Source organism: Klebsiella sp. K47 (assembly GCF_051858335.1).
Lineage (GTDB): Bacteria > Pseudomonadota > Gammaproteobacteria > Enterobacterales > Enterobacteriaceae > Klebsiella > Klebsiella pneumoniae.
On sequence record NZ_JBPYUI010000004.1, the window covers coordinates 93910 to 114107 of the forward strand.

General features: G+C 58.5%; 16 protein-coding genes, 1 tRNA gene and 2 other RNA genes. 8 read left to right on the plus strand and 11 right to left on the minus strand.

The window, feature by feature from the left end:
* Positions 1-4 precede the first annotated feature (4 nt).
* The 10 genes from dppC to RRF55_RS05125 form a co-directional block, all read right to left on the minus strand.
* Positions 5-907 carry a dipeptide ABC transporter permease DppC gene (gene dppC, locus RRF55_RS05080; RefSeq protein ID WP_004145207.1) on the minus strand — a complete coding sequence of 301 codons (903 nt, stop codon included), beginning with the start codon at positions 905-907 and terminating at the stop codon, positions 5-7.
* A 9-nt stretch (positions 908-916) separates the two neighbouring features.
* Entirely contained in the window at positions 917-1936 is a 1020-nt protein-coding gene (gene dppB / locus RRF55_RS05085; RefSeq protein ID WP_002921786.1) for a dipeptide ABC transporter permease DppB, read from the minus strand.
* Between the two features lie 134 nt (positions 1937-2070).
* On the minus strand, positions 2071-3678 hold the full coding sequence (dppA, locus tag RRF55_RS05090) for a dipeptide ABC transporter periplasmic-binding protein DppA (RefSeq protein ID WP_002921789.1): 1608 nt from the start codon (positions 3676-3678) through the stop codon (positions 2071-2073).
* Between the two features lie 716 nt (positions 3679-4394).
* Positions 4395-4527, minus strand: a non-coding RNA gene (locus RRF55_RS05095) — RtT sRNA.
* A 34-nt stretch (positions 4528-4561) separates the two neighbouring features.
* A non-coding RNA gene (locus tag RRF55_RS05100) (RtT sRNA) lies at positions 4562-4694 on the minus strand.
* A 34-nt stretch (positions 4695-4728) separates the two neighbouring features.
* Positions 4729-4805 (minus strand) — tRNA-Pro (locus RRF55_RS05105).
* 119 nt (positions 4806-4924) lie between these two features.
* A complete protein-coding gene (locus RRF55_RS05110; RefSeq protein ID WP_023288068.1) occupies positions 4925-6319 on the minus strand; it encodes an ankyrin repeat domain-containing protein in 1395 nt (464 codons plus the stop codon).
* Positions 6320-6510: 191 nt separating this feature from the next.
* Positions 6511-8184, minus strand: a complete 1674-nt coding sequence (gene eptB / locus RRF55_RS05115) for a kdo(2)-lipid A phosphoethanolamine 7''-transferase (protein WP_257952428.1) — start codon at positions 8182-8184, stop codon at positions 6511-6513.
* A 242-nt stretch (positions 8185-8426) separates the two neighbouring features.
* Positions 8427-9632, minus strand: coding sequence for an L-lactate MFS transporter (locus RRF55_RS05120; protein WP_002921907.1), 1206 nt, complete (start codon positions 9630-9632; stop codon positions 8427-8429).
* A 241-nt stretch (positions 9633-9873) separates the two neighbouring features.
* Positions 9874-10455 (minus strand): autotransporter outer membrane beta-barrel domain-containing protein, encoded by a 582-nt coding sequence (locus tag RRF55_RS05125; protein WP_072310930.1) that lies wholly within the window; start codon positions 10453-10455, stop codon positions 9874-9876.
* 205 nt (positions 10456-10660) lie between these two features.
* Here RRF55_RS05125 and tag point away from each other — a divergent pair, with 205 nt between their 5' ends.
* Both tag and RRF55_RS05135 read left to right on the plus strand, forming a co-directional pair.
* Positions 10661-11242, plus strand: coding sequence for a DNA-3-methyladenine glycosylase I (tag, locus tag RRF55_RS05130; RefSeq protein ID WP_439419099.1), 582 nt, complete (start codon positions 10661-10663; stop codon positions 11240-11242).
* Positions 11220-11660, plus strand: a complete 441-nt coding sequence (locus RRF55_RS05135) for an N-acetyltransferase (RefSeq protein WP_004173935.1) — start codon at positions 11220-11222, stop codon at positions 11658-11660. Before tag ends, RRF55_RS05135 begins: the two co-directional genes overlap by 23 nt.
* Here RRF55_RS05135 and RRF55_RS05140 read toward each other — a convergent pair.
* Entirely contained in the window at positions 11629-13959 is a 2331-nt protein-coding gene (locus RRF55_RS05140; protein WP_004152428.1) for a molybdopterin guanine dinucleotide-containing S/N-oxide reductase, read from the minus strand. The two genes, RRF55_RS05135 and RRF55_RS05140, sit on opposite strands and share 32 nt — an antisense overlap.
* A gap of 167 nt (positions 13960-14126) precedes the next feature.
* Between RRF55_RS05140 and RRF55_RS05145 the strand changes: the two genes are divergently transcribed.
* The 6 genes from RRF55_RS05145 (at position 14127) to ghrB (ending at position 20090) form a co-directional block, all read left to right on the plus strand.
* The gene (locus RRF55_RS05145; RefSeq protein WP_032415795.1) at positions 14127-14789 is read left to right on the plus strand and encodes an OmpA family lipoprotein; all 663 of its coding nucleotides are present in this window, start codon (positions 14127-14129) and stop codon (positions 14787-14789) included.
* A gap of 103 nt (positions 14790-14892) precedes the next feature.
* On the plus strand, positions 14893-15909 hold the full coding sequence (locus RRF55_RS05150; RefSeq protein ID WP_002921918.1) for a LacI family DNA-binding transcriptional regulator: 1017 nt from the start codon (positions 14893-14895) through the stop codon (positions 15907-15909).
* A 111-nt stretch (positions 15910-16020) separates the two neighbouring features.
* Positions 16021-16770 carry a sugar phosphate isomerase/epimerase family protein gene (locus tag RRF55_RS05155; protein WP_002921919.1) on the plus strand — a complete coding sequence of 250 codons (750 nt, stop codon included), beginning with the start codon at positions 16021-16023 and terminating at the stop codon, positions 16768-16770.
* A 3-nt stretch (positions 16771-16773) separates the two neighbouring features.
* Positions 16774-17709 carry a sugar kinase gene (locus tag RRF55_RS05160; RefSeq protein WP_002921921.1) on the plus strand — a complete coding sequence of 312 codons (936 nt, stop codon included), beginning with the start codon at positions 16774-16776 and terminating at the stop codon, positions 17707-17709.
* 104 nt (positions 17710-17813) lie between these two features.
* Positions 17814-19094 (plus strand): MFS transporter, encoded by a 1281-nt coding sequence (locus tag RRF55_RS05165; protein ID WP_002921927.1) that lies wholly within the window; start codon positions 17814-17816, stop codon positions 19092-19094.
* 24 nt (positions 19095-19118) lie between these two features.
* Complete coding sequence (gene ghrB, locus RRF55_RS05170) at positions 19119-20090, plus strand: glyoxylate/hydroxypyruvate reductase GhrB (protein WP_004145219.1); 972 nt, start codon at positions 19119-19121, stop codon at positions 20088-20090.
* Positions 20091-20198: the final 108 nt, after the last annotated feature.

The following is a 20198-nucleotide window of genomic DNA, read 5'->3' on the forward strand; positions in this document are numbered from 1 at the left end:
CCTCTTACTGCTTCAGTTTGGGATCGAGCGCGTCACGCAGACCGTCACCCATCAGGTTAAATGCCAGCACCGTCAGCAGGATCGCCACGCCCGGGAAGGTGACTACCCACCAGGCGCTCTGCGCGAACTGCAACACGTCGGAAAGCATGGTGCCCCACTCCGGCGTCGGCGGCTGCGCGCCCATGCCGAGGAACCCCAGCGCTGCCATGTCGAGAATGGCGTTGGAAAAGCCCAGCGACGCCTGAACGATCAGCGGCGCGAGACAGTTAGGCAGAATATTAACGAACATCTGGCGCATCGCGCCGGCGCCCGCTACGCGGGAGGCGGTCACATAGTCACGGTTGACCTCCACCAGCACCGCGGCGCGCGTGAGACGCACATAGTGCGGGAGCGCCACGAAGGTTAGCGCCAGCGAGGCGTTGACGATGGAGGGCCCGAAGATTGCCACCAGCACCAGCGCCAGCAGCAGACTCGGCAACGCCAGCATAATATCGACGACGCGCATGATGATTGAGTCCACCACTCCGCCGAAATAGCCCGCTACCAGGCCGAGCACCACGCCGAGGATCAGCGACAGAACCACCACCAGGCAGCCCACCAGCAGCGACAGGCGGGCGCCGTACATCAGGCGCGACAGAATATCGCGGCCCACGTCGTCGGTGCCGAGCAGATGCGCCATGCTGCCGCCGTCCTGCCAGAACGGCGGCGCCAGCAGCGAATCACGGAACTGATCCGCCGGGTTATAGGGGGCGAGGAAGTTGGCGAATACCGCGATGACGATCATCACCACCACGTATACCAGCCCGACGACCGCCCCTTTGTTGCGTTTGAAATAGTGCCAGAACTCCTGCAGCGGAGTCATGGGTACCGGCGCAGCGATAACTTTATTTTCAGTAACTTGTGACATGATGGCCCCTTACTTCTTATGCCGGATACGCGGGTTCACCACGCCGTACAGCAGGTCGACCAGCAGGTTGACGAGGATAATCATCGTCGCCACCAGCAGCACCCCGCCCTGCACCACCGGATAATCGCGACGCTGCAGCGCGTCGATCAGCCAGCGACCTAAACCAGGCCATGAGAAAATGGTTTCGGTCAGGATGGCGCCCGCCAGCAGGGTGCCCACCTGCAGACCAATCACAGTGACCACCGGCAGCATCGCGTTACGCAGCGCGTGGATCACGATCACCCGCATCCGGGTCAGGCCTTTGGCGCGCGCGGTACGGATATAGTCTTCGCCAAGCACTTCTAGCATCGACGAACGGGTCATACGCACGATCACCGCCAGCGGGATGGTGCCCAGCACGATAGCGGGCAGGATCATATGCATTAAGGCGTCAATAAAGTCGCCCTGCTCGCCCCAGATGGCGGTGTCGATCAGCATAAAGCCGGTCAGCGGCAGGGTATCGTCAAGGAACACCGTATCGCTGATACGCCCGGAGACCGGCGTCAGGTTTAGCTGCACCGAAACCAGCATAATCAGCATCATGCCCCACCAGAAGATAGGCATTGAGTAGCCGGTCAGCGCCAGGCCCACCGCGGTGTGGTCAAAGATGGAGCCGCGTTTTACCGCAGCCAGCACGCCCACCGGAATGCCGACGGCGACGGCGAAGATCATCGCGCAGACGCCCAGCTCAAGAGTGGCTTTAAAGCGCGGGACAAACTCCTGCCACACGGGAATGCGGCTTTTCAGCGAGATGCCTAAATCGCCGTGCAGCACGCCCCAGATATAGTGGGCATATTGCTGCCACAGCGGCTTATCAAGGCCCATTTCGGCCAGCAGCTGCGCGTGACGTTCGGGGGAAATACCACGTTCGCCCGCCATAATCATCACCGGATCGCCGGGGATCATATGGACGAAAGCAAAGGTGAGAAGGGTGATACCGATAAATGTCGGGATGACTAGTCCCAGACGTCGGAGAATAAACTGCAACATAACCCGGATTCTCTCTAGTGACGCCCCGCCTGGCGACAGGGCGTCTGTATTGCTCACAAAAGCATTCCCCGGAATAGCGGGAATACGCCCCCCGCCTCTCCCACGCGGGGAGAGGGGGTCAGGCATCGTGCTTATTATTCGACAGAGACGTTATCGAAGTGGTGTTTGCCCAGCGGGTCCACCACATAGCCTTTGACTTCTTTACGCACCGGCTCATAGACGGTGGAGTGAGCAATGATCAGCGCCGGAGCCTGGTCATGCATCACTACCTGAGCCTGTTTGTACAGTTCAATACGCTTGTTGTGGTCGTCGGTAGCGCGGGCCGGCTGAATAAGATCTTCAAACGGCTTATAGCACCAGCGCGAGTAGTTGGAGCCGTCTTTCGCCGCGGCGCAGCTGAACAGGGTCGCGAAGAAGTTATCCGGATCCCCGTTGTCGCCGGTCCAGCCCATCATCACGCTCTGGTGCTCGCCCGCTTTCGCCCGCTTCAGATACTCGCCCCACTCGTAGGTGACGATCTTGGCCTGGACGCCAATCTTGGCCCAGTCAGCCTGAATCATCTCCGCCATGCGGCGGGCGTTCGGGTTGTACGGACGCTGTACCGGCATCGCCCACAGATCGATGGTGAAGCCTTTTTCCAGGCCCGCTTCTTTCAGCAGCTGCTTCGCCTTCTCCGGATCGTAGGTGTAGTCCTTAACGTCGTCGTTATAGCCCCACATGGTCGGCGGGATCAGGTTCTTCGCCGCCTGGCCTGCGCCCTGGTAAACCGCTTTGATGATCGCTTCTTTGTTGACCGCGTAGGTCAGCGCCTGACGTACTTTGACGTCGTCCAGCGGTTTCTTCTCGGTGTTAAAGGAGAGATAACCAACGTTCAGACCCGGCTGTTCCAGCAGGGTAATGTTCTTATCTTCCTTCATGCGCGCGATGTCCGCCGGGTTCGGGTACGGCATCACCTGGCACTCGTTTTTCTGCAGCTTGGCATAGCGCACGGAAGCGTCCGGGGTGATGGAGAAGACCAGACGATCGATCTTCGGCTTGGTGCCCCAGTAGCCCGGGAAGGCTTTATACAGAATGCGGGAATCTTTCTGGTATTGCAGCAGCTGGAATGGGCCGGTACCGATAGGATTGAGATCCACTTTTTCCGGCGTGCCGGCTTTCAGCATGTTGTCAGCATACTCTTTCGAAAGAATGGAGGCGAAGTCCATGGCCAGATCAGCGAGGAACGGCGCTTCCGGACGGGTCAGGACGAACTGGACGGTATTATCGTCCACTTTCTTCACTTCGCTAATCAGGTCCGGTAAGCCCATCCCTTCAAAGTATTCATAGCTGCCGCCTGAAACTTTATGGTACGGGTTATTAGTATTCTTCTGGCGATCGAAGGAGAACACCACGTCATCGGCGTTCAGGTCACGGGTTGGTTTAAAGTCTTTATTATCCTGCCACTTCACACCCTGACGGAGGTGGAAAGTATAGGTTTTGCCATCCGCACTGACTTCCCATTTCTCAGCAAGTCCTGGAATAACTTCCGTCGTACCGGTTTTAAATTCGACCAGGCGGTTATAGATCGGTACGGAGCTGGCATCATAGGTGGTGCCAGAGGTGAAGAGCTGTGGGTTAAATCCTTCCGGCGAGCCTTCAGAACAATAAACCAGGGTTTTCGCTTGCACGCTGGCGGCGACGGTCATGGCGACCAGGCTCAGACCAAGCTTCAGCATCCCTGATTTCTTCAAGGAAATACTCATTATTCTGCTCCAAAATTGTGATGTTGTTTGCATATATCCGCCGGACCTTTATTTATTTTTTACCCGGTCCGGTCGGTGGTGCCCGAAGGCGTAGAGAGAGATGGGGATTCCTTTCGCAAAAACGACTGAGTTGCAGTACGGATTCTCCATGAAATGCCCCTCATGCCCTACAATCTGTCAACAGAATGGGGAAACGTCAATACAGCCAGCCGGGTTTTACATCCAGCGTGAGAAACGGCAGGCAAAGATTAAAAAAACTTCAGGACGCTATTTTCAGCAGAGAAATTTATGCTACTGGCAATTCAGCAGAATAAAGACCTTATTAATTTGCAACACCCAGTGGGAAACAATGCCAGCAAATGAGAAAAATTTCTTGCTGTGTGACCAATATGTGAGCGATTAATAGCGTGAACGTTAAAACGCACAGCGGAAAATGCTGCATTCAGCCATAAGCTTCGCGAAAAAAGATCTGTTCATCGATAAAAAAATGCAATGGAAGATGTCACAAAATAGCGAATAGCCGGCTGAAAACGTGAGTAAAGACGTTTATTGTGATTTTGGTGGTATTTTTGGCCAGTCGTGCACTGATGATGCCCGGCGGCGCTGCGCTTGCGCGGGCCTACGAAACGCGAGTCGAACCTCCTGCCCCCGGAGGTTCTCATCCTCACTGGCCTCAGATGCAAAAAAGCCTGCTCATTGAGCAGGCTTTTCGAATTTGGTCGGTGATAGAGGATGACTCACCACTTCGTGGCTCGCCCTGCGGGCCGTTGCTGACGCAACGTTCTCTCGCTTCGCTCGAGTCGAACCTCCTGCCCCCGGAGGTTCTCATCCTCACAGGCCTCAGATGCAAAAAAGCCTGCTCATTGAGCAGGCTTTTCGAATTTGGTCGGTGATAGAGGATGACTCACCACTTCGTGGCTCGCCCTGCGGGCCGTTGCTGACGCAACGTTCTCTCGCTTCGCTCGAGTCGAACCTCCTGCCCCCGGAGGTTCTCATCCTCGCAGGCCCCAGATGCAAAAAAGCCTGCTCATTGAGCAGGCTTTTCGAATTTGGTCGGTGATAGAGGATTCGAACCTCCGACCCCTTCGTCCCGAACGAAGTGCGCTACCAGGCTGCGCCAATCACCGAATGCGGGGCGCATCTTACTGCTGGGATGCCTACCCGTCAATGCCTTATTTTCAAAAAATCGCTCAACCGGCGAGAAACTCAGCAGCCTGAGCAGCGAATCGCCGGTTGCTCAACGTTTTTAGCGGCAGTTGACCTCAAACGTTTTGCGATACTCGGATACCTTACATGTCACCGGCTCGCCGAGATAGGTCGCGCCCGCCGGGGTGAATGTAAACTCTCCCAGTAGCATCGTCAGCTCCCCCAGCTCCGGGCAGGATTGCTGATGACGCATAATATCCGGGCGGGTATCGTTATTCACCGCCCGGGCGATGTCGCTGTATGCCAGCTTGTCGGCAAAGGCATTAGCACAAAACTGCAGTTCGCTTTGCGCCATATGCGCGGCCTGCCCCTTCAGCTCGGCATGCTGTGCCAGCAGCAGCTGGCGAACCTCGCCGGCCCGGCTGTAGCCAATCGCCGTATAGCCGGCCTTATTGCTGAGGTTGACGCTGGCGCCAGCCGCAAGCAGCGCCTCGACATTGGCTTTATTATTCATTTTGACCGCCAGCATCAGCGGGCTGAGATCGTTGGCGGAAAGCTGGTCCACCTTTGCGCCGCGCTGCACCAGCGCCGCGATCACCGCAGGCGCCCCCTGCCCCGCCGCCACCTGCAGCGCCGTGAGTCCTTCACGGTTCGGCTGATCCACTTCCACCCCGGAGGCCGACAGCGCCAGCACCAGATCGGGATCATCCCCCGCCGCCGCCAGCATCAGCGGTGTGGTGCCGGATTTATCCGCCAGGCTGGTGTCCGCCCCGGCGTTGGCCAACGTCGTGATGGTTTCCGCCGATCGCGCGTGATCGACAGCGAGGAAAAAGGCCGATTCCCCGGACGCGTTGACAGCCTTCACGTCCGCGCCGTGCTTGAGGAGCAGCGCCACGATCTCGTCGACGTTCTTCTTAAACGCGCCGGGCGCCAGTTGTAACGCCATGTCTTCGGTCATCAGCGCGCGATTGCCCGTCGCCAGCGATTTCGCCGCCGTTGCGCCAACTATCTTGTCCAGCGTACTCTCCTCTTCGACAGGCGCATCGGGCTTTTTCATCGCCAGAATATGCTGATAGTCGTTTCTGATGTCCCCGCCGTCGGAGATGGCGGACATCAATGCCGTACTCTTGTCGATGGAGGTCTGATTCACCGACGCTCCCGCCTGGAGAAGATCGCCGATAATCGCGGTATCGCTGCCACGCGCCGCCGCCAGCATCAGCGCCGTGACGCCCTGGCGCGTCTGGAGGTTCGGCTTCGCCCGACGCTTAAGCAGCAATTCCACCACATCGCGTCGATTTTCCGCAGCAGCGACCATCAGGCCGCTTAAGCCGGTTTTATCCTGACCATCCACATCAATGCCGTTATCCAGCATGGCTGCGATCGTCGCTGGCGCATCGTATTTACAGGCCAGCAGGAACTGGCTGGTCTCTTCCTCAGACTGGCAGCCCGCGAGCATCATCAGGCACAGTAGGACCAACCCCTTTATCACCTTCATCCTTTCTCTCCATGAAAAGTTCATGCACAGGGGAAGCGAGGAAACAGGGGTAATCAAAGAAGAAGAGGTCACCTGCCAGACACGTCCACTGTGCGAAAAAAATCCCTCGCGCGGCGTCAGCCGGCGAGGGATTAGCTTATCCTGGGCTCAGGAAAGGAAAACAGACCCGAGAATCTGAAAACTATCGGGCCTTACTTTTTCCACCGGCACCAGTTGTTGTTCTCATTGATCCCGCCATCCGGCGAGGTATAGCCGAGGCAGCCCATAATGGTGTCGTACAGCTCGACGTGACGGCGCGGCACCTTCATCGCAGCCTGCTGCTGCAGATGGGCAAACGCGGCGGCGTGATCGGGATTTTCCAGGTACTTATCCGACATCCACACCATCATCGGCACGCGGAACTGCTCCGGCGGCGCCATCTTGCGCGGCGTACCGTGCAGGTGTTCACGCTCGTTAATCGACTCCCCGTGGTCGGCGGCATAGAACACAATCGCTTTCTTATCCCGCAGCTGGTCGAGGACGCTGACGATAAAGTGATCGACATAGGTCACGCTATTGTCGTAGGAATTGATCAGTTCCGCTTTCGAGCACTTTTTGTCGACGCCGACGCACTCCGGTTTCCACTGGGCGAAGCTGCGCGGGTAGCGTTGGGTGTAGTTAAAGTGGGAGCCTTTGGTGTGGAGAATGATCAGATGCTTACCGGAGGCGTTGCCCTGCGCCATACCGCGCTTCATCTCATCCACCAGCAGCATATCGTCAACGCTCTTACCGCGGTTGCGCGGCTCGGCGCCAATCTGCTCGCGGTAGGCGATATTGTTGGCCATCGTGTTGCTGTAGAACCACATCTCGCTCTGCATGGCGTACAGATTGCCGCTGAAGCCCAGCTGATGCAGCACGGCAAAGACATTCTGCTCTTTGAGCGTCCGCTGTGGGTTATCTTCCGCCCCGCCCTCACGCACAAACATGCAGCGTAACGACAGTTTGGTAGCGGTATCGCACGAGTAACCGCGGAAGGCGACGAGATTCTTCTCTTTCTCCAGCTCTGGCGTGGTATTGCGGCTATAGCCGAGGATGCCCATATGGTCCCAGCGGGTCGTTTCGCCAATGATAAACACCACGTAGGTATCATCCAGACCTTCCGGCGCGACGTAGGTGAACTTCTTCGCCGGGTTAATCAGCGATTTGTTGTCTGAGGATTCATCCACCTGCGCCCAGGCGTACAGACCCAGCGCCGACAACCAGTTCGACGGCAGGTAAGAGTTGGCGATCACCCCGCCATAGCTCGGCATATCCACTTCCGAATGGCGCTCCACATCATGCTGGCGCAGCTCTAGCAGGCGGATGGGTCCCCAGACAATCAGTCCGGCCAGCACCACGATCAGCACGTTTTTAACCCGCTGGCCCGGGGTGCGCAGCTGGCGCAGCAGCGTATGGCGGCAGCGGTTGCTCCAGATGAACAGCAACGGCGGCGCGCTCACCGCCACCAGCCAGAGGATCAGGTGCCAGCCGATGACCTCTTTCGACAGGTCGATATCGGTGGTCATCACCGAAGCGATGATCCCGTAGCCAATCACCACATTGAGGAACGTCATGTAGTAACTCGCCGCGGCGGAAAACAGGACAATCAGCGTCGCCAGAATGCGCCAGATACGGCGGCCGAACAGCGACAGAAGACGTAACAGGAAGAAGGTGACAAATACCGTGGCAACCAGTTCAACAACACCGGAAAGCCCTTTCCAGAAAGTGAACTCTTGAGCATAACCATCGAAACGCCGGAAAAAAACGGCGACGTTCATAAACCAGCCGATGTACAGCGCCAGCCAAAAACTAAGCTTCTGCTGCGTCATCGTTCTAATATATTTCATGCAAGCAAACCTGGAAAAAGAAGAATAAAACACCGCCTGACGCTGTGGCACGAGTCAGTAGGCTAATAGGGTGCGTTAGGGTTGGTTATCAGAAACCTCTACAAACCGCGATAAGTAGACCACAGGGAACGAGAAAAGTATCAGGAGGGAATGTGATCCAGCCAAACATTTACAAAACATTTGGCTGGATTGGCACTATTTGCTTAGGGAAATAACCAGGGGCACGTTTCACGCCGCAGGTTTCAGGCGTGCGCCTCGTTATATACCGTGCTTTTCGGCTGACGAATGGTGGTGGATAACGCCAGCGAGAGGATCAGCAGGGCGAAGATCACGCAGAAGGTCACGTAGAAACCGCCGAACAGCGAAGCGATGAGAGAGCCGCAGATGCTGCCGATACCGAAGCCCAGATAAATCACGCCATAGTTTTTCGCCAGATTGTTCAGACCAAAGAACTCACTCACCAGCGACGGGAAGACGGTAATGGTGCCGCCGAAGTTAAAGGCGACGCAGGCGATGGCGGCGAAGAAGGTCAAGGCATTCAGCGGGGCGAACAGCAGCGCGGCCATCCCCACCAGCGACACGACCTGACCGATGGTAATCACGCGAATGCGGGAGATTTTATCAGACAGGATACCTAACACCAGGCGACCGCTGAGGTTCGCAATCGAGATAACCGTTACCGCGTTGGCCGCCGTGGCGACATCCAGGTGGACCATTCCCTGGGCAATATCTTTCGCTACGCCAATTACGTACAGACCGCTCATGCAGGCCGTCAGGAACATCACCGCCAGCATCCAGTACTGCGGTTTACGCATCGATTCGGCGAGGGTGAAGTCGTTTTCCACGACGCCGTTGGCCGCGGTGGCTGCCGGGTGATTTGGCGCATCTTTCATCAGGGTCGCGCCAAAGACGATCATCACCAGCACGATAGCGCCCCAGATAACGAAGGTTTTTTCCAGGCCAACGGTGGCCAGCAGGTGGGAATCAATGAATTTGAACCCCAGGCTGCCGAGACCATAGGAGCCAATGGAGAAGGCGGAGATCAACCCTTTACGCTCCGGGAACCATTTCACGCAGTTCGACAGGGTCAGCAGGTAACCGGCGCCGTCCGCCAGCCCCACCAGCACGCCCGCGCTCAGCCACAGCATCATCAGGCTGCTGGAGTGCGCGGTCAGGAAGAAGCCCAGGCCGAGCAGGATCCCGGAGGCCATGGTGACGCGCTTCACGCCAAAGCGCTCCTGCAGCTTGCCGGCGACCGACGAAGAGAGCGCCAGCCCGAGGCTTAGCAGACCAAAGGAAAAAGCCACCTGACTGACCGGCTCGCCCAGTTTGTCAGACAGCGAACTGTTAAACAGGCTCCAGGTATAAACCGAACCGAGAGCGAATTGGGTGATGATGGTGCCGATCAGTGTCAGCCAGCGGGTCGATTGACGGTTTGCAGCGTTCATAGCAGTTGTCCTGATAAATTAACTGCCGCCACAATAGCGAAGGCCCCTCATCCAGTGGGGGAAAAAGGCATGAACTGCCATCAGCGGGGAATGAAATGCATTAATGTTGGAATGAATGGCATTGCATAACATTCATTCCGTAAATTACAGGCAAAAAGTTAGTGTGCGCTATCTCACAGAAATGCGCCATTGCTGAGATTTAACAATAACCACATCGTTTCAAATGCGTAACAATTCCCGATTAAAAATTGGCGCTGACCCCCATCAAATAGAGCGTATTTTCCCCTGACGGCAGGTTATCCGCCTGCGACAGCGTTGCCCATGCCGCCACGTGGGATCCCAACCGCATATCAGCGCCCAGGGTGACATCGCTCCAGCCTCCCCCCCTGGCACGGGTCATCGGCGCCCAGACATCGCTGGCGAGCGACTGGTTATAGCTCACCTGCGCCCAGGGATGCACGCCCCACAGCGCCTGATAATCCATGCGCCAGCCGAGCGTGTTAACGTAGCCCGCCTCGCCTGCGTTTCTCACCGTCGGCGCGGTGACGTCGCTGCGCAGGCTGGCCACCGGCCCGGAGGTTACGCCGTTTGCCAGCGGATAATTCCAGCCAACGCTCAGGCCGCGGCCGCTGTCCGGCGGCGCCAGCCCCTGGTTTAACGCCAGCCCGCCGGGCGTCTCAGAGGACTTCATCCGCTCGGCGAGAATATCTTCATAACGTGGTTGGTGATCGCTATCCCATGTATAGCGTTCCGACGTATTACTTTTTGTATCGATAGCGATATATTCCTGTTGCCAGGCATTCGCTCCAGAGACACATGACACCCAGACGGATACGCTCGCCGGGATCAAGAACCCCCGGAGGCCATTGCATTTCTTTATTATCATTAATGCGACTCCAGAAAAGAGCCGAATCGGCAATATTGCTGTGTTTTTAGTGGGGATACGATTTCCCTGTATTAACTATTATCTTTATCTTTCAGCCGTCAAGGCGGGCGTCCACTTTTTTAGCGCAGAGGGAGAAACAGCTATGCAGCGTTGCGGATGGGTGAGTCAGGATCCGTTATACATCGAGTATCACGATACCGAATGGGGTGTGGCGCAAAAAGAGGGTCGCCAGCTGTTTGAAATGATCTGCCTTGAGGGCCAGCAGGCCGGTTTATCGTGGATCACGGTGTTAAAAAAACGGCAGAACTACCGCCAGGCTTTTCACCAGTTCGATCTGGTGCGCGTGGCGGCGATGGGTGATGACGATATCGAGCGACTCCTGCAGGATACCGGCATCATTCGCCATCGGGGAAAAATCCAGGCCATTATCGGCAACGCCCGCGCCTATCTGGCGATGGAAGAAAATGGCGAGTCGTTCACTGATTTTGTCTGGTCCTTCGTCGACAATGCGCCACAGGTGACCCGCGCTGCGACGCTGGCGGAAATTCCCGCCACGACGCCGGCCTCCGATGCGCTGTCGAAAGCATTGAAAAAACGCGGCTTTAAGTTTGTCGGCTCGACAATCTGTTATTCCTTTATGCAGGCCTGTGGGCTGGTCAACGACCATGTCACCGGCTGCTTCTGTCACCCTGGAGGTCAGGATGATCCGCAAGTGGGACACTGAAGATACCGCGCCGCTGCTGGCGCTGTGGCTGGACAGCACGATTCATGCCCATCCTTTTATCAGCGAAAGCTACTGGCGCGACAGCGTCGCGGTAGTACGGGATGTCTATCTTCCCGCCGCCAGCACCTGGGTCTGGGAGCAGGATGGCGAGTTAAAAGGCTTTGTGAGCGTGCTGGACTCCCGTTTCGTCGGCGCGCTGTTTGTCGCGCCGGGCGCCACCCGCCAGGGTATTGGCCGGGCGCTGCTGGATGAAGTCAAACAGCACTACGCCTGGCTGAGCCTTGAGGTTTATCAGAAGAACGAATCGGCGGTCAGTTTCTACCATGCGCAGGGCTTCCGGATTGAAGACTGCGCATGGCAGGACGATACTCAGCACCCGACGTGGATTATGCGTTGGCCGGCGGATCAAATGCCGTAAGCGGCAGCGCCGGGCCGGTATATTTCTCCAGCCACGCCAGGGCGGTGTTCCCGGCACAGCCGTTGCCCAGCCGGGATGTCGGAATATCTTTGGTTAAGACGTTCACCGCCCCGTTTTTGCAGATGCCGACCTGCGGATCCAGGTCGGGCCACGCTCCTTCATGCAGGCAAATCACCCCCGGGCGGATCCCCTCCGTCACCACGGCGCCGGCCAGCACCTGACCGCGGGCGTTCCATACCCGCACCAAATCGCCATCGACAATCCCGCGCGCCTGCGCATCCTGCGGATGAATAGTCACCGGTTCGCGCCCGGCGACGGCATAGCGCTCGCGCAGCGCGGTGTGGTTCAGTTGACTGTGCAGACGGTGGGCCGGATGGGCCGACAGCAGCTGCAGCTGCCCCGCCTCTGCGTTGCCATGCCACTCGTCGGGCTCCAGCCACATCGGATGCGGCGGACAGTCGGCGTAACCAAAAGCGGCGATGGTCGGCGAGTGGATCTCTATTTTACCGCTCGCCGTTTTCAGCGGGTTGGCCTGGGGATCGGCGCGGAAGGCGGCGAAACGCGCAAAACGGGCATTCTCCGGCTCCTCCGGCATCTCAATCAGCTGGTTAGCCTGCCAGAATTCGGCAAATGGCGGCAGCGTCACCTGCTGCTGGGCGCCGCGCCGGGCGGCCATCTGATAGAAAGTCTCCAGCCACTGCAAATCACTCTTCCCTTCGGTGAAGCGTTCGCGGCCACCCGCCTCCCAGCGTTCGCTGAGGTCGGCAAAGACCGCGAAATCGTCGCGCGCTTCATCTCGCGGGGCAACCACCTGCTTCATCGGCACCAGATGCTGGTTACTGTAGTCCCCGGTCATGGTCAGATCGTTGCGCTCAAACGAGGTGGTCGCCGGCAGGACGATATCGGCATGGCGCGCGGCGGCGGTCCAGAAGCATTCGGAAATGACGATAAGCTCCGGTTTCTGCCACGCCTGAATCAGTCGGTTGGTGTCCTGATGATGAGTAAAGTTGGCGCCGCCGGCCCACCAGATAAAGCGAATATCGGGAAAGCGCCGCGCCATGCCGTTGTGCTGATACTCCGCCCCCGGATTCTCCAGCGCCTCGACAATTCGTGCGACCGGGATCTTCTCCACCGCGTCCACGCCTCCGGCCACGCTCCCCTGCATCGAGCCCAGCACCGCCGCGCGGCGGGTCGGGTTGCCGCCGTTGGCAAAATGATAGGAAAGACCAAACCCGCCACCGGGGGTGCCGATCTGTCCCAGCATGGCGGCCAGAGTGACCAGCATCCAGTGTTTCTGCTCGCCATACTGCTGACGCTGCATGCCCCAGCCGGCCATCAGCATAGTGGTATTTTCGTGGAAAAGTTGCGCCAGTTCGCGGATTTTATCTGCTTTAACGCCGCAGATCGCTGCTGCCCACTCAGCGGTTTTCGCTACGCCGTCGCTTTCGCCGGTCAGATAGCGGGCAAAAATATCGTAGCCGCTGGTGCAGCGGGTAAGAAACGCATCATCCTGCCAGTCATTTTCCACCAGCGTATGGGCGATCCCCAGCATCAGCGCGACGTCGGTGCCCATATGCGGCGCGATCCACTCCATCGAATCGCCAAAGAAATCGACGGTTTCCGATCGCATCGGATCGATGCAGATCAGCCGCTTACCGCTCTGGCGCAGCCGATCAAACCACGGGATCCCTTGCTCGTCGGAGGCATTCCAGGCAATTTTCAGCGTGTTCAGCGGGTTGGCGCTCCACAGCACCACCACTTCGCTGTGCTCGAGCACCAGCGGCCAACTGGTCTGCTGCTGATACACCTCATTGCCGCCAACGACGTAAGGCATGATCGCCTGCGCCGCGCCGGTGGAGTAATCGCCAAGATGGCCGGTATAGCCGCCCGCCAGGCTCATATAGCGCTGCAGCAGCGTCGCCGCCTTATGCAATACGCCGTTAGAGCGCCAGCCGTAGGAGCCGGCAAAAATGGAGGCCGGACCGTAGCTGTCGCGGATCCGCCGATGCTGGGCATCGATCAGATCCAGCGCCTGCTCCCAGCTCACCCGCACGAATTCATCCTGACCGCGGACCCCCTGGGGCTTGTCCGGTGAAGCAAGGAAGCCTTTACGCACCATTGGATAGCGCACGCGGGTTTTGCTGTGCACCTGATCGCGCACTGCCGTTTGCAGCGAGTTGGCAAACGGTGTCGCCAGCGCGCCGCGGGAAGAGAGGACGTTTTCCCCGTCCGTTTCCACCAGCATCGGTCCCCAGTGGGCGGCGGTTAAGATGGTTTTGGTTGCAGATGAGGTTGGCAAGGGCGGCTCCTGGTCAGCGAATGCAGGTGTCATGACGGCGTGATGGGCAACCGTTCAATGTTATTTACAAAAAGAGATGGTATCCGGGGAATTTTCTCCGTAATCGCGCGTCATAATCAACCGTCACGTTCGCTGTGACAAAGAATAAAAAGGATTAAGGACATTAAATGAAAAAACGCGTACTTATGATTGCGGCGCTGGTCAGCGGCACTCTGGCCATTTCTGGCTGCACCACCAACCCCTATACCGGTGAACGTGAAGCAGGCAAATCCGGTATTGGCGCAGGTATTGGCTCCTTAGTGGGCGCTGGCGTCGGCGCGCTCTCCTCTTCCAAACATGACCGCGGCAAAGGCGCGCTGATTGGCGCAGCGGCCGGCGCGGCGCTCGGCGGCGGCATTGGTTACTACATGGACGTGCAGGAAGCGAAGCTGCGCGACAAAATGCAGGGAACCGGGGTCAGCGTGACGCGAAATGGCGACAATATCGTGCTGAACATGCCGAATAACGTCACCTTCGACAGCAATAGCGCCAACCTGAAGCCGGCCGGCGCCAACACCCTGACCGGCGTGGCCATGGTGCTGAAAGAGTATGAGAAAACCGCTGTTAACGTGGTCGGTTACACCGACAGCACCGGCAGCAAGGAGCTGAATATGCGTCTGTCGCAACAGCGTGCGGACAGCGTCGCCAGCGCGCTCATCACCCAGGGCGTGGCGGCCAATCGCATTCGCACCACCGGCATGGGCCCGGCGAACCCGATCGCCAGCAACAGCACGGCGGAAGGCAAAGCGCAGAACCGTCGCGTGGAAATTACCCTCAGCCCGCTGCAGTAAGCGCAACCTCATGTCGCCCGGCAGCCGCTCTGCCGGGCAAAATGCTTGATATCGCTATTTTTCGCGCTAAGGTGTTGGCAGATTTTCAGCAAAGGAAGCCACCATGGCGAAAGCGGCGCGTGCAACTATCAGCGATGTGGCGAAAGCCGCAAAGACCGGCAAAACCAGCATTTCACGTTATCTTAACGGCGAGAAGCATCTGCTTTCCGACGACCTGTTATCACGTATTGAAAAAGCCATTGCCGAACTCGACTACCGCCCCAGCCTGATGGCCCGCGGCCTCAAGCACGGCCGAACCCGCCTCATCGGCCTGATCATCGCCGATATCACCAATCCCTACTCGGTCAACGTCATGAGCGGCATTGAAGCAGCCTGCCGGGAAAAGGGCTTCACCCTGCTGGTGTGTAATACCAATAACGAGCTCGATCAGGAGCTGCACTACCTGGACCTGCTGCGCAGCTACCAGGTGGAGGGTATTGTCGTCAACGCGGTCGGCATGCGGGAGGATGGTCTGAACCGCCTGCAGCAGTCGGCCCTGCCGATGGTGCTGATCGACCGTAAAATCCCCGATTTCGCCTGCGATGTGGTCGGGCTTGATAACGCCCAGGCCGCCACCACCGCCACCGAACATCTGGTGGAAAAAGGATTCGAGGCCATCCTGTTTCTCAGCGAACCGCTGGGCTCGGTGAATACCCGTCGCGAGCGCCTGAGCGCCTTTCGCGCCACGCTTGCCCGCCACCACGGCGTGGTGGCCGAAAACGCCGAGGTGCAGCTTAACGACGGCGCGATGCTGGACAACGTCCTGCGTCAGTTCCATGCCCGCCACCGCGGGATGCGCAAAGCGGTCATCTCCGCCAACGGCGCGCTGACGCTGCAGGTAGCCCGCGCCCTAAAGCGCGTCGGCCTGATCTGGGGGAGCGATATCGGCCTGCTGGGCTTCGACGAACTGGAGTGGGCGGAGCTGGCCGGCGTCGGTATTACCACCCTCAAACAGCCGACGTGGCAGATCGGCTACGCGGCGGTCGAACAGGTTATTCGGCGCATTGCCGGCACTAACGACCCCATCCGCGAACGGGTATTTTCCGGCGAGCTTATCGTCCGCGGATCAACCTCCCGTTAACGATCCTTCGTGATGCCGATCATAAATTAAACATCTCGCCCTTTCTTATGGAACCGATACCATCTAGCGTATTAAGAAGATTAAGCAACAAACGCCGGGAGTAAGAGCGCGATGGCCAGAAAAATTATTGTCGTTACCGCTGCGTATGGTAATGACCATGTTAAATCCTTAGGCGGGCAGGCCGCTGTCCTGCCGTTTATCGCCAACGCCGGCGCGGACGGCGTCGAAATCCGCCGCGAGCTGTGCAGCGCGGAAGAGCTCAACGCTCTGCCCTCGCTGGCGGCCACCATTGAGCGCCACGGCCTGCTGGCCTGCTACTCCGCGCCGCAGGCGCTGTTCACCGACAACGGCGAGCTTAACCCGGATCTCCCGACGCTGCTCGCGGAAGCGCAAACTCTGAACGCTCTGTGGCTGAAGCTCTCCCTTGGCCATTTCCTCCACAATCAGCAGTTGGATGAGCTGCGCGATATCCTCAGCGACAGCGGCATGGCGTTGGTGGTAGAGAATGACCAGACCGACTGCGGCCAGCTGGCGCCGATGCAGCGCTTCAAAGCCGCCTGCCGGGTCCATCAGCTGCCGATCACCTTAACGTTTGATATGGGCAACTGGCTGTGGGTTGGCGATTCGCCGGAAGAGGCGGCACGTCATCTTGCGCCGGCGGTCAGCTATATTCATGTTAAAGCGGCGGAGCCTCATCATGAGAAATTCCGCGCTGTACCGCCGGATCAGGCCGCCGAACGCTGGCTGGCCCTGCTCGATAATCTTCCCGCCGACGCGCCGCGTGGAATCGAGTTTCCGCTGACTGGCCATGACCTGACGGCCGTGACCCGCCGCTACGTCAACCTGTTACGCGAGGATTAAGTCGTGGAAAATTTAGATGTCATCACCATCGGCGAAGCTATGGCCATGTTTGTCGCCACCGAAACCGGGGATCTGGCCGAGGTGGAGCATTTCATGAAACGTGTCGCCGGCGCCGAGCTGAACGTCGCCACCGGCCTGGCGCGCCTGGGTCTGAAAGTCGGCTGGGTGAGCCGCGTCGGCAACGACAGCTTTGGCCGCTTCGTACTGCAATCGCTGGCGAAAGAGGGGATCGATAGCCACGCTGTGGCCATCGACAACCGCTTCGCTACCGGTTTCCAGATGAAATCGAAAGTCGAAAATGGAACCGATCCCATTGTGGAGTATTTCCGCAAAGGATCCGCAGCCAGCCATCTTTCGCCGGACGATTTTCGCGCCGACTACTTCACCAGCGCCCGCCATCTGCACCTGAGCGGCGTCGCGGCGGCCCTTTCTGAGAGCTCTTACGCGTTGCTGGAGCATGCGGCGAAGGTAATGAAAGCCGAAGGAAAAACCCTCTCTTTCGACCCCAATCTGCGCCCGGTACTGTGGAAAAGCGAAGCCGAGATGGTGGAGAAACTCAACCGTCTCGCCTTCCAGGCTGACTGGGTTTTGCCAGGCTTGAAAGAGGGCGTGATTCTTACCGGCCAGCAGACCCCGGAAGGGATTGCCGATTTCTATCTCTCCCGCGGCGTCAAGGCGGTAGTCATTAAAACCGGCTGCGACGGCGCCTGGTTCAAGAGCGCCAGCGGCGAACAGGGAACGGTCGATGCCATTAAAGTCGATAACGTCGTCGATACCGTCGGCGCCGGCGACGGCTTTGCCGTCGGGGTGATTAGCGCCCTGCTGGAAGGCAAAACCCTGCTTCAGGCGGTGAACCGCGGCAATAAAATCGGTTCGCTGGCGATTCAGGTCCAGGGCGACAGCGAGGGGCTGCCCACTCGCGACGCGCTGGGCGAGTAACTTTTCTACGCAACGATAACAGCCGTCCTGTACCCTACCTGCAGCGCGGCACAGCAGCGTCCGTTTCGACGGACGTATGTCTCCTCATTGACAGAGGCAAGCCTATGAATAGCTCAACAAATGCAACGAAACGCTGGTGGTACATCATGCCTATCGTGTTTATCACGTATAGCCTGGCGTACCTCGACCGCGCCAACTTCAGCTTCGCTTCCGCGGCAGGCATTACCGAAGACTTGGGCATCACCAAGGGGATCTCCTCCCTGCTGGGGGCGCTGTTCTTCCTCGGCTACTTCTTCTTCCAGATCCCCGGCGCTATCTATGCGGAGCGCCGCAGCGTTCGCAAACTGATCTTTATCTGCCTGATCCTGTGGGGCGGTTGCGCCTCCCTGACCGGTATTGTGCATAATATCCCGGCGCTGGCGGCGATCCGCTTTATCCTCGGCGTCGTCGAAGCCGCGGTGATGCCGGCGATGCTTATCTATATCAGCAACTGGTTCACCAAATCAGAGCGCTCTCGCGCCAACACCTTCCTGATCCTCGGTAACCCGGTGACGGTCCTGTGGATGTCGGTAGTCTCCGGCTACCTGATTCAGGCCTTCGGCTGGCGGGAAATGTTCATCATCGAAGGGGTGCCGGCGGTGATCTGGGCCTTCTGCTGGTGGGTGCTGGTGAAAGATAAGCCGTCGCAGGTGTCCTGGCTGGCGGAGAGTGAAAAAGCGGCGCTGCAGGAACAACTGGATCGTGAACAGCAAGGCATCAAAGCGGTGCGTAACTATGGCGAAGCCTTCCGCTCCCGCAACGTGATCCTGCTCTGCGCGCAGTATTTTGCCTGGAGTATCGGCGTATACGGCTTTGTACTGTGGCTGCCGTCGATTATCCGCAGCGGCGGTGAAAATATGGGGATGGTGGAAGTGGGCTGGCTCTCTTCTGTCCCGTACCTGGCGGCCACCATCGCCATGATCGTCGTCTCCTGGGCCTCGGATAAACTGCAAAACCGTAAGCTGTTCGTCTGGCCGCTGCTGCTGATTGGCGGACTGGCCTTCATCGGCTCCTGGGCGGTCGGCGCCAACCACTTCTGGGTCTCCTACACCCTGCTGGTGGTGGCCGGGGCGGCAATGTATGCGCCTTACGGCCCCTTCTTCGCCATTATTCCGGAAATGCTGCCGCGCAACGTCGCCGGGGGCGCCATGGCGCTGATCAACAGCATGGGCGCCCTGGGCTCCTTCTGCGGCTCGTGGTTTGTCGGCTACCTGAACGGCGCCACCGGCAGCCCCGCAGCGTCCTATATTTTTATGGGGGTAGCGCTTTTCGCCTCAGTATGGCTGACTTTGATTGTTAAGCCTGCTAATAATCAAAACCTTCCACTTGGCGCTCATCACGCCTGAACGACTCATACTACGGAGATTCGCATGAAGCCGTCTGTCATTCTCTATAAAACGCTTCCCGACGACCTGCTACAGCGTCTGGAGGAGCACTTTTCCGTCACTCAGGTGAAAAACCTGCGGCCGGAGACCGTTTCGCAGCACGCTGAGGCCTTCGCCCAGGCTGAAGGCCTGCTGGGCTCCAGCGAAAAGGTTGACGCCGCGCTGCTGGAGAAGATGCCGAAGCTGCGTGCGACCTCCACCGTTTCCGTTGGCTATGACAACTTCGACGTCGAGGCGCTGAACGCCCGCCGGGTGCTGCTGATGCATACCCCGACCGTGCTGACCGAGACCGTCGCCGATACGGTCATGGCGCTGGTGCTGAGTACCGCGCGCCGGGTGGTGGAAGTGGCGGAGCGCGTCAAAGCGGGTGAATGGACGAAGAGCATTGGTCCGGACTGGTTCGGCACGGATGTTCACCATAAAACCTTAGGCATCGTCGGCATGGGCCGCATCGGTATGGCGCTGGCGCAGCGCGCCCACTTCGGGTTCGGCATGCCGATCCTGTATAACGCGCGTCGCCAGCATCCGCAGGCGGAAGAACGCTTCAATGCCCGCTATTGCGATCTCGATACCCTGCTGCAGGAGGCTGACTTTGTCTGCCTGATCCTGCCCCTGAGCGAAGAGACTCACCATCTGTTCGGTCAGGCGCAGTTTGCCAAAATGAAATCTTCCGCCATCTTCATTAACGCCGGGCGTGGCCCGGTAGTGGACGAGCAGGCGCTGATCGCCGCCCTGCAGAACGGTGAGATCCACGCTGCCGGTCTCGATGTGTTCGAACACGAACCGCTGGCCAAGGACTCACCGCTGCTGAGCCTGCCGAACGTCGTCGCGCTGCCGCATATCGGCTCCGCCACCCATGAGACGCGCTACAATATGGCGGCCTGTGCGGTGGACAACCTGATCGACGCCCTGAACGGCAACGTAGAGAAAAACTGCGTCAATCCGCAGGTAAAATAAGCCATAAAAAAACCCGGGTAACGGCGGCAACCGCCCTCCCCGGGTTCTTTTTGCATCCTGTCCATCATCCTGCCCGTTCGCCGCAGCCAACGTCAGCCAGATGAAGCA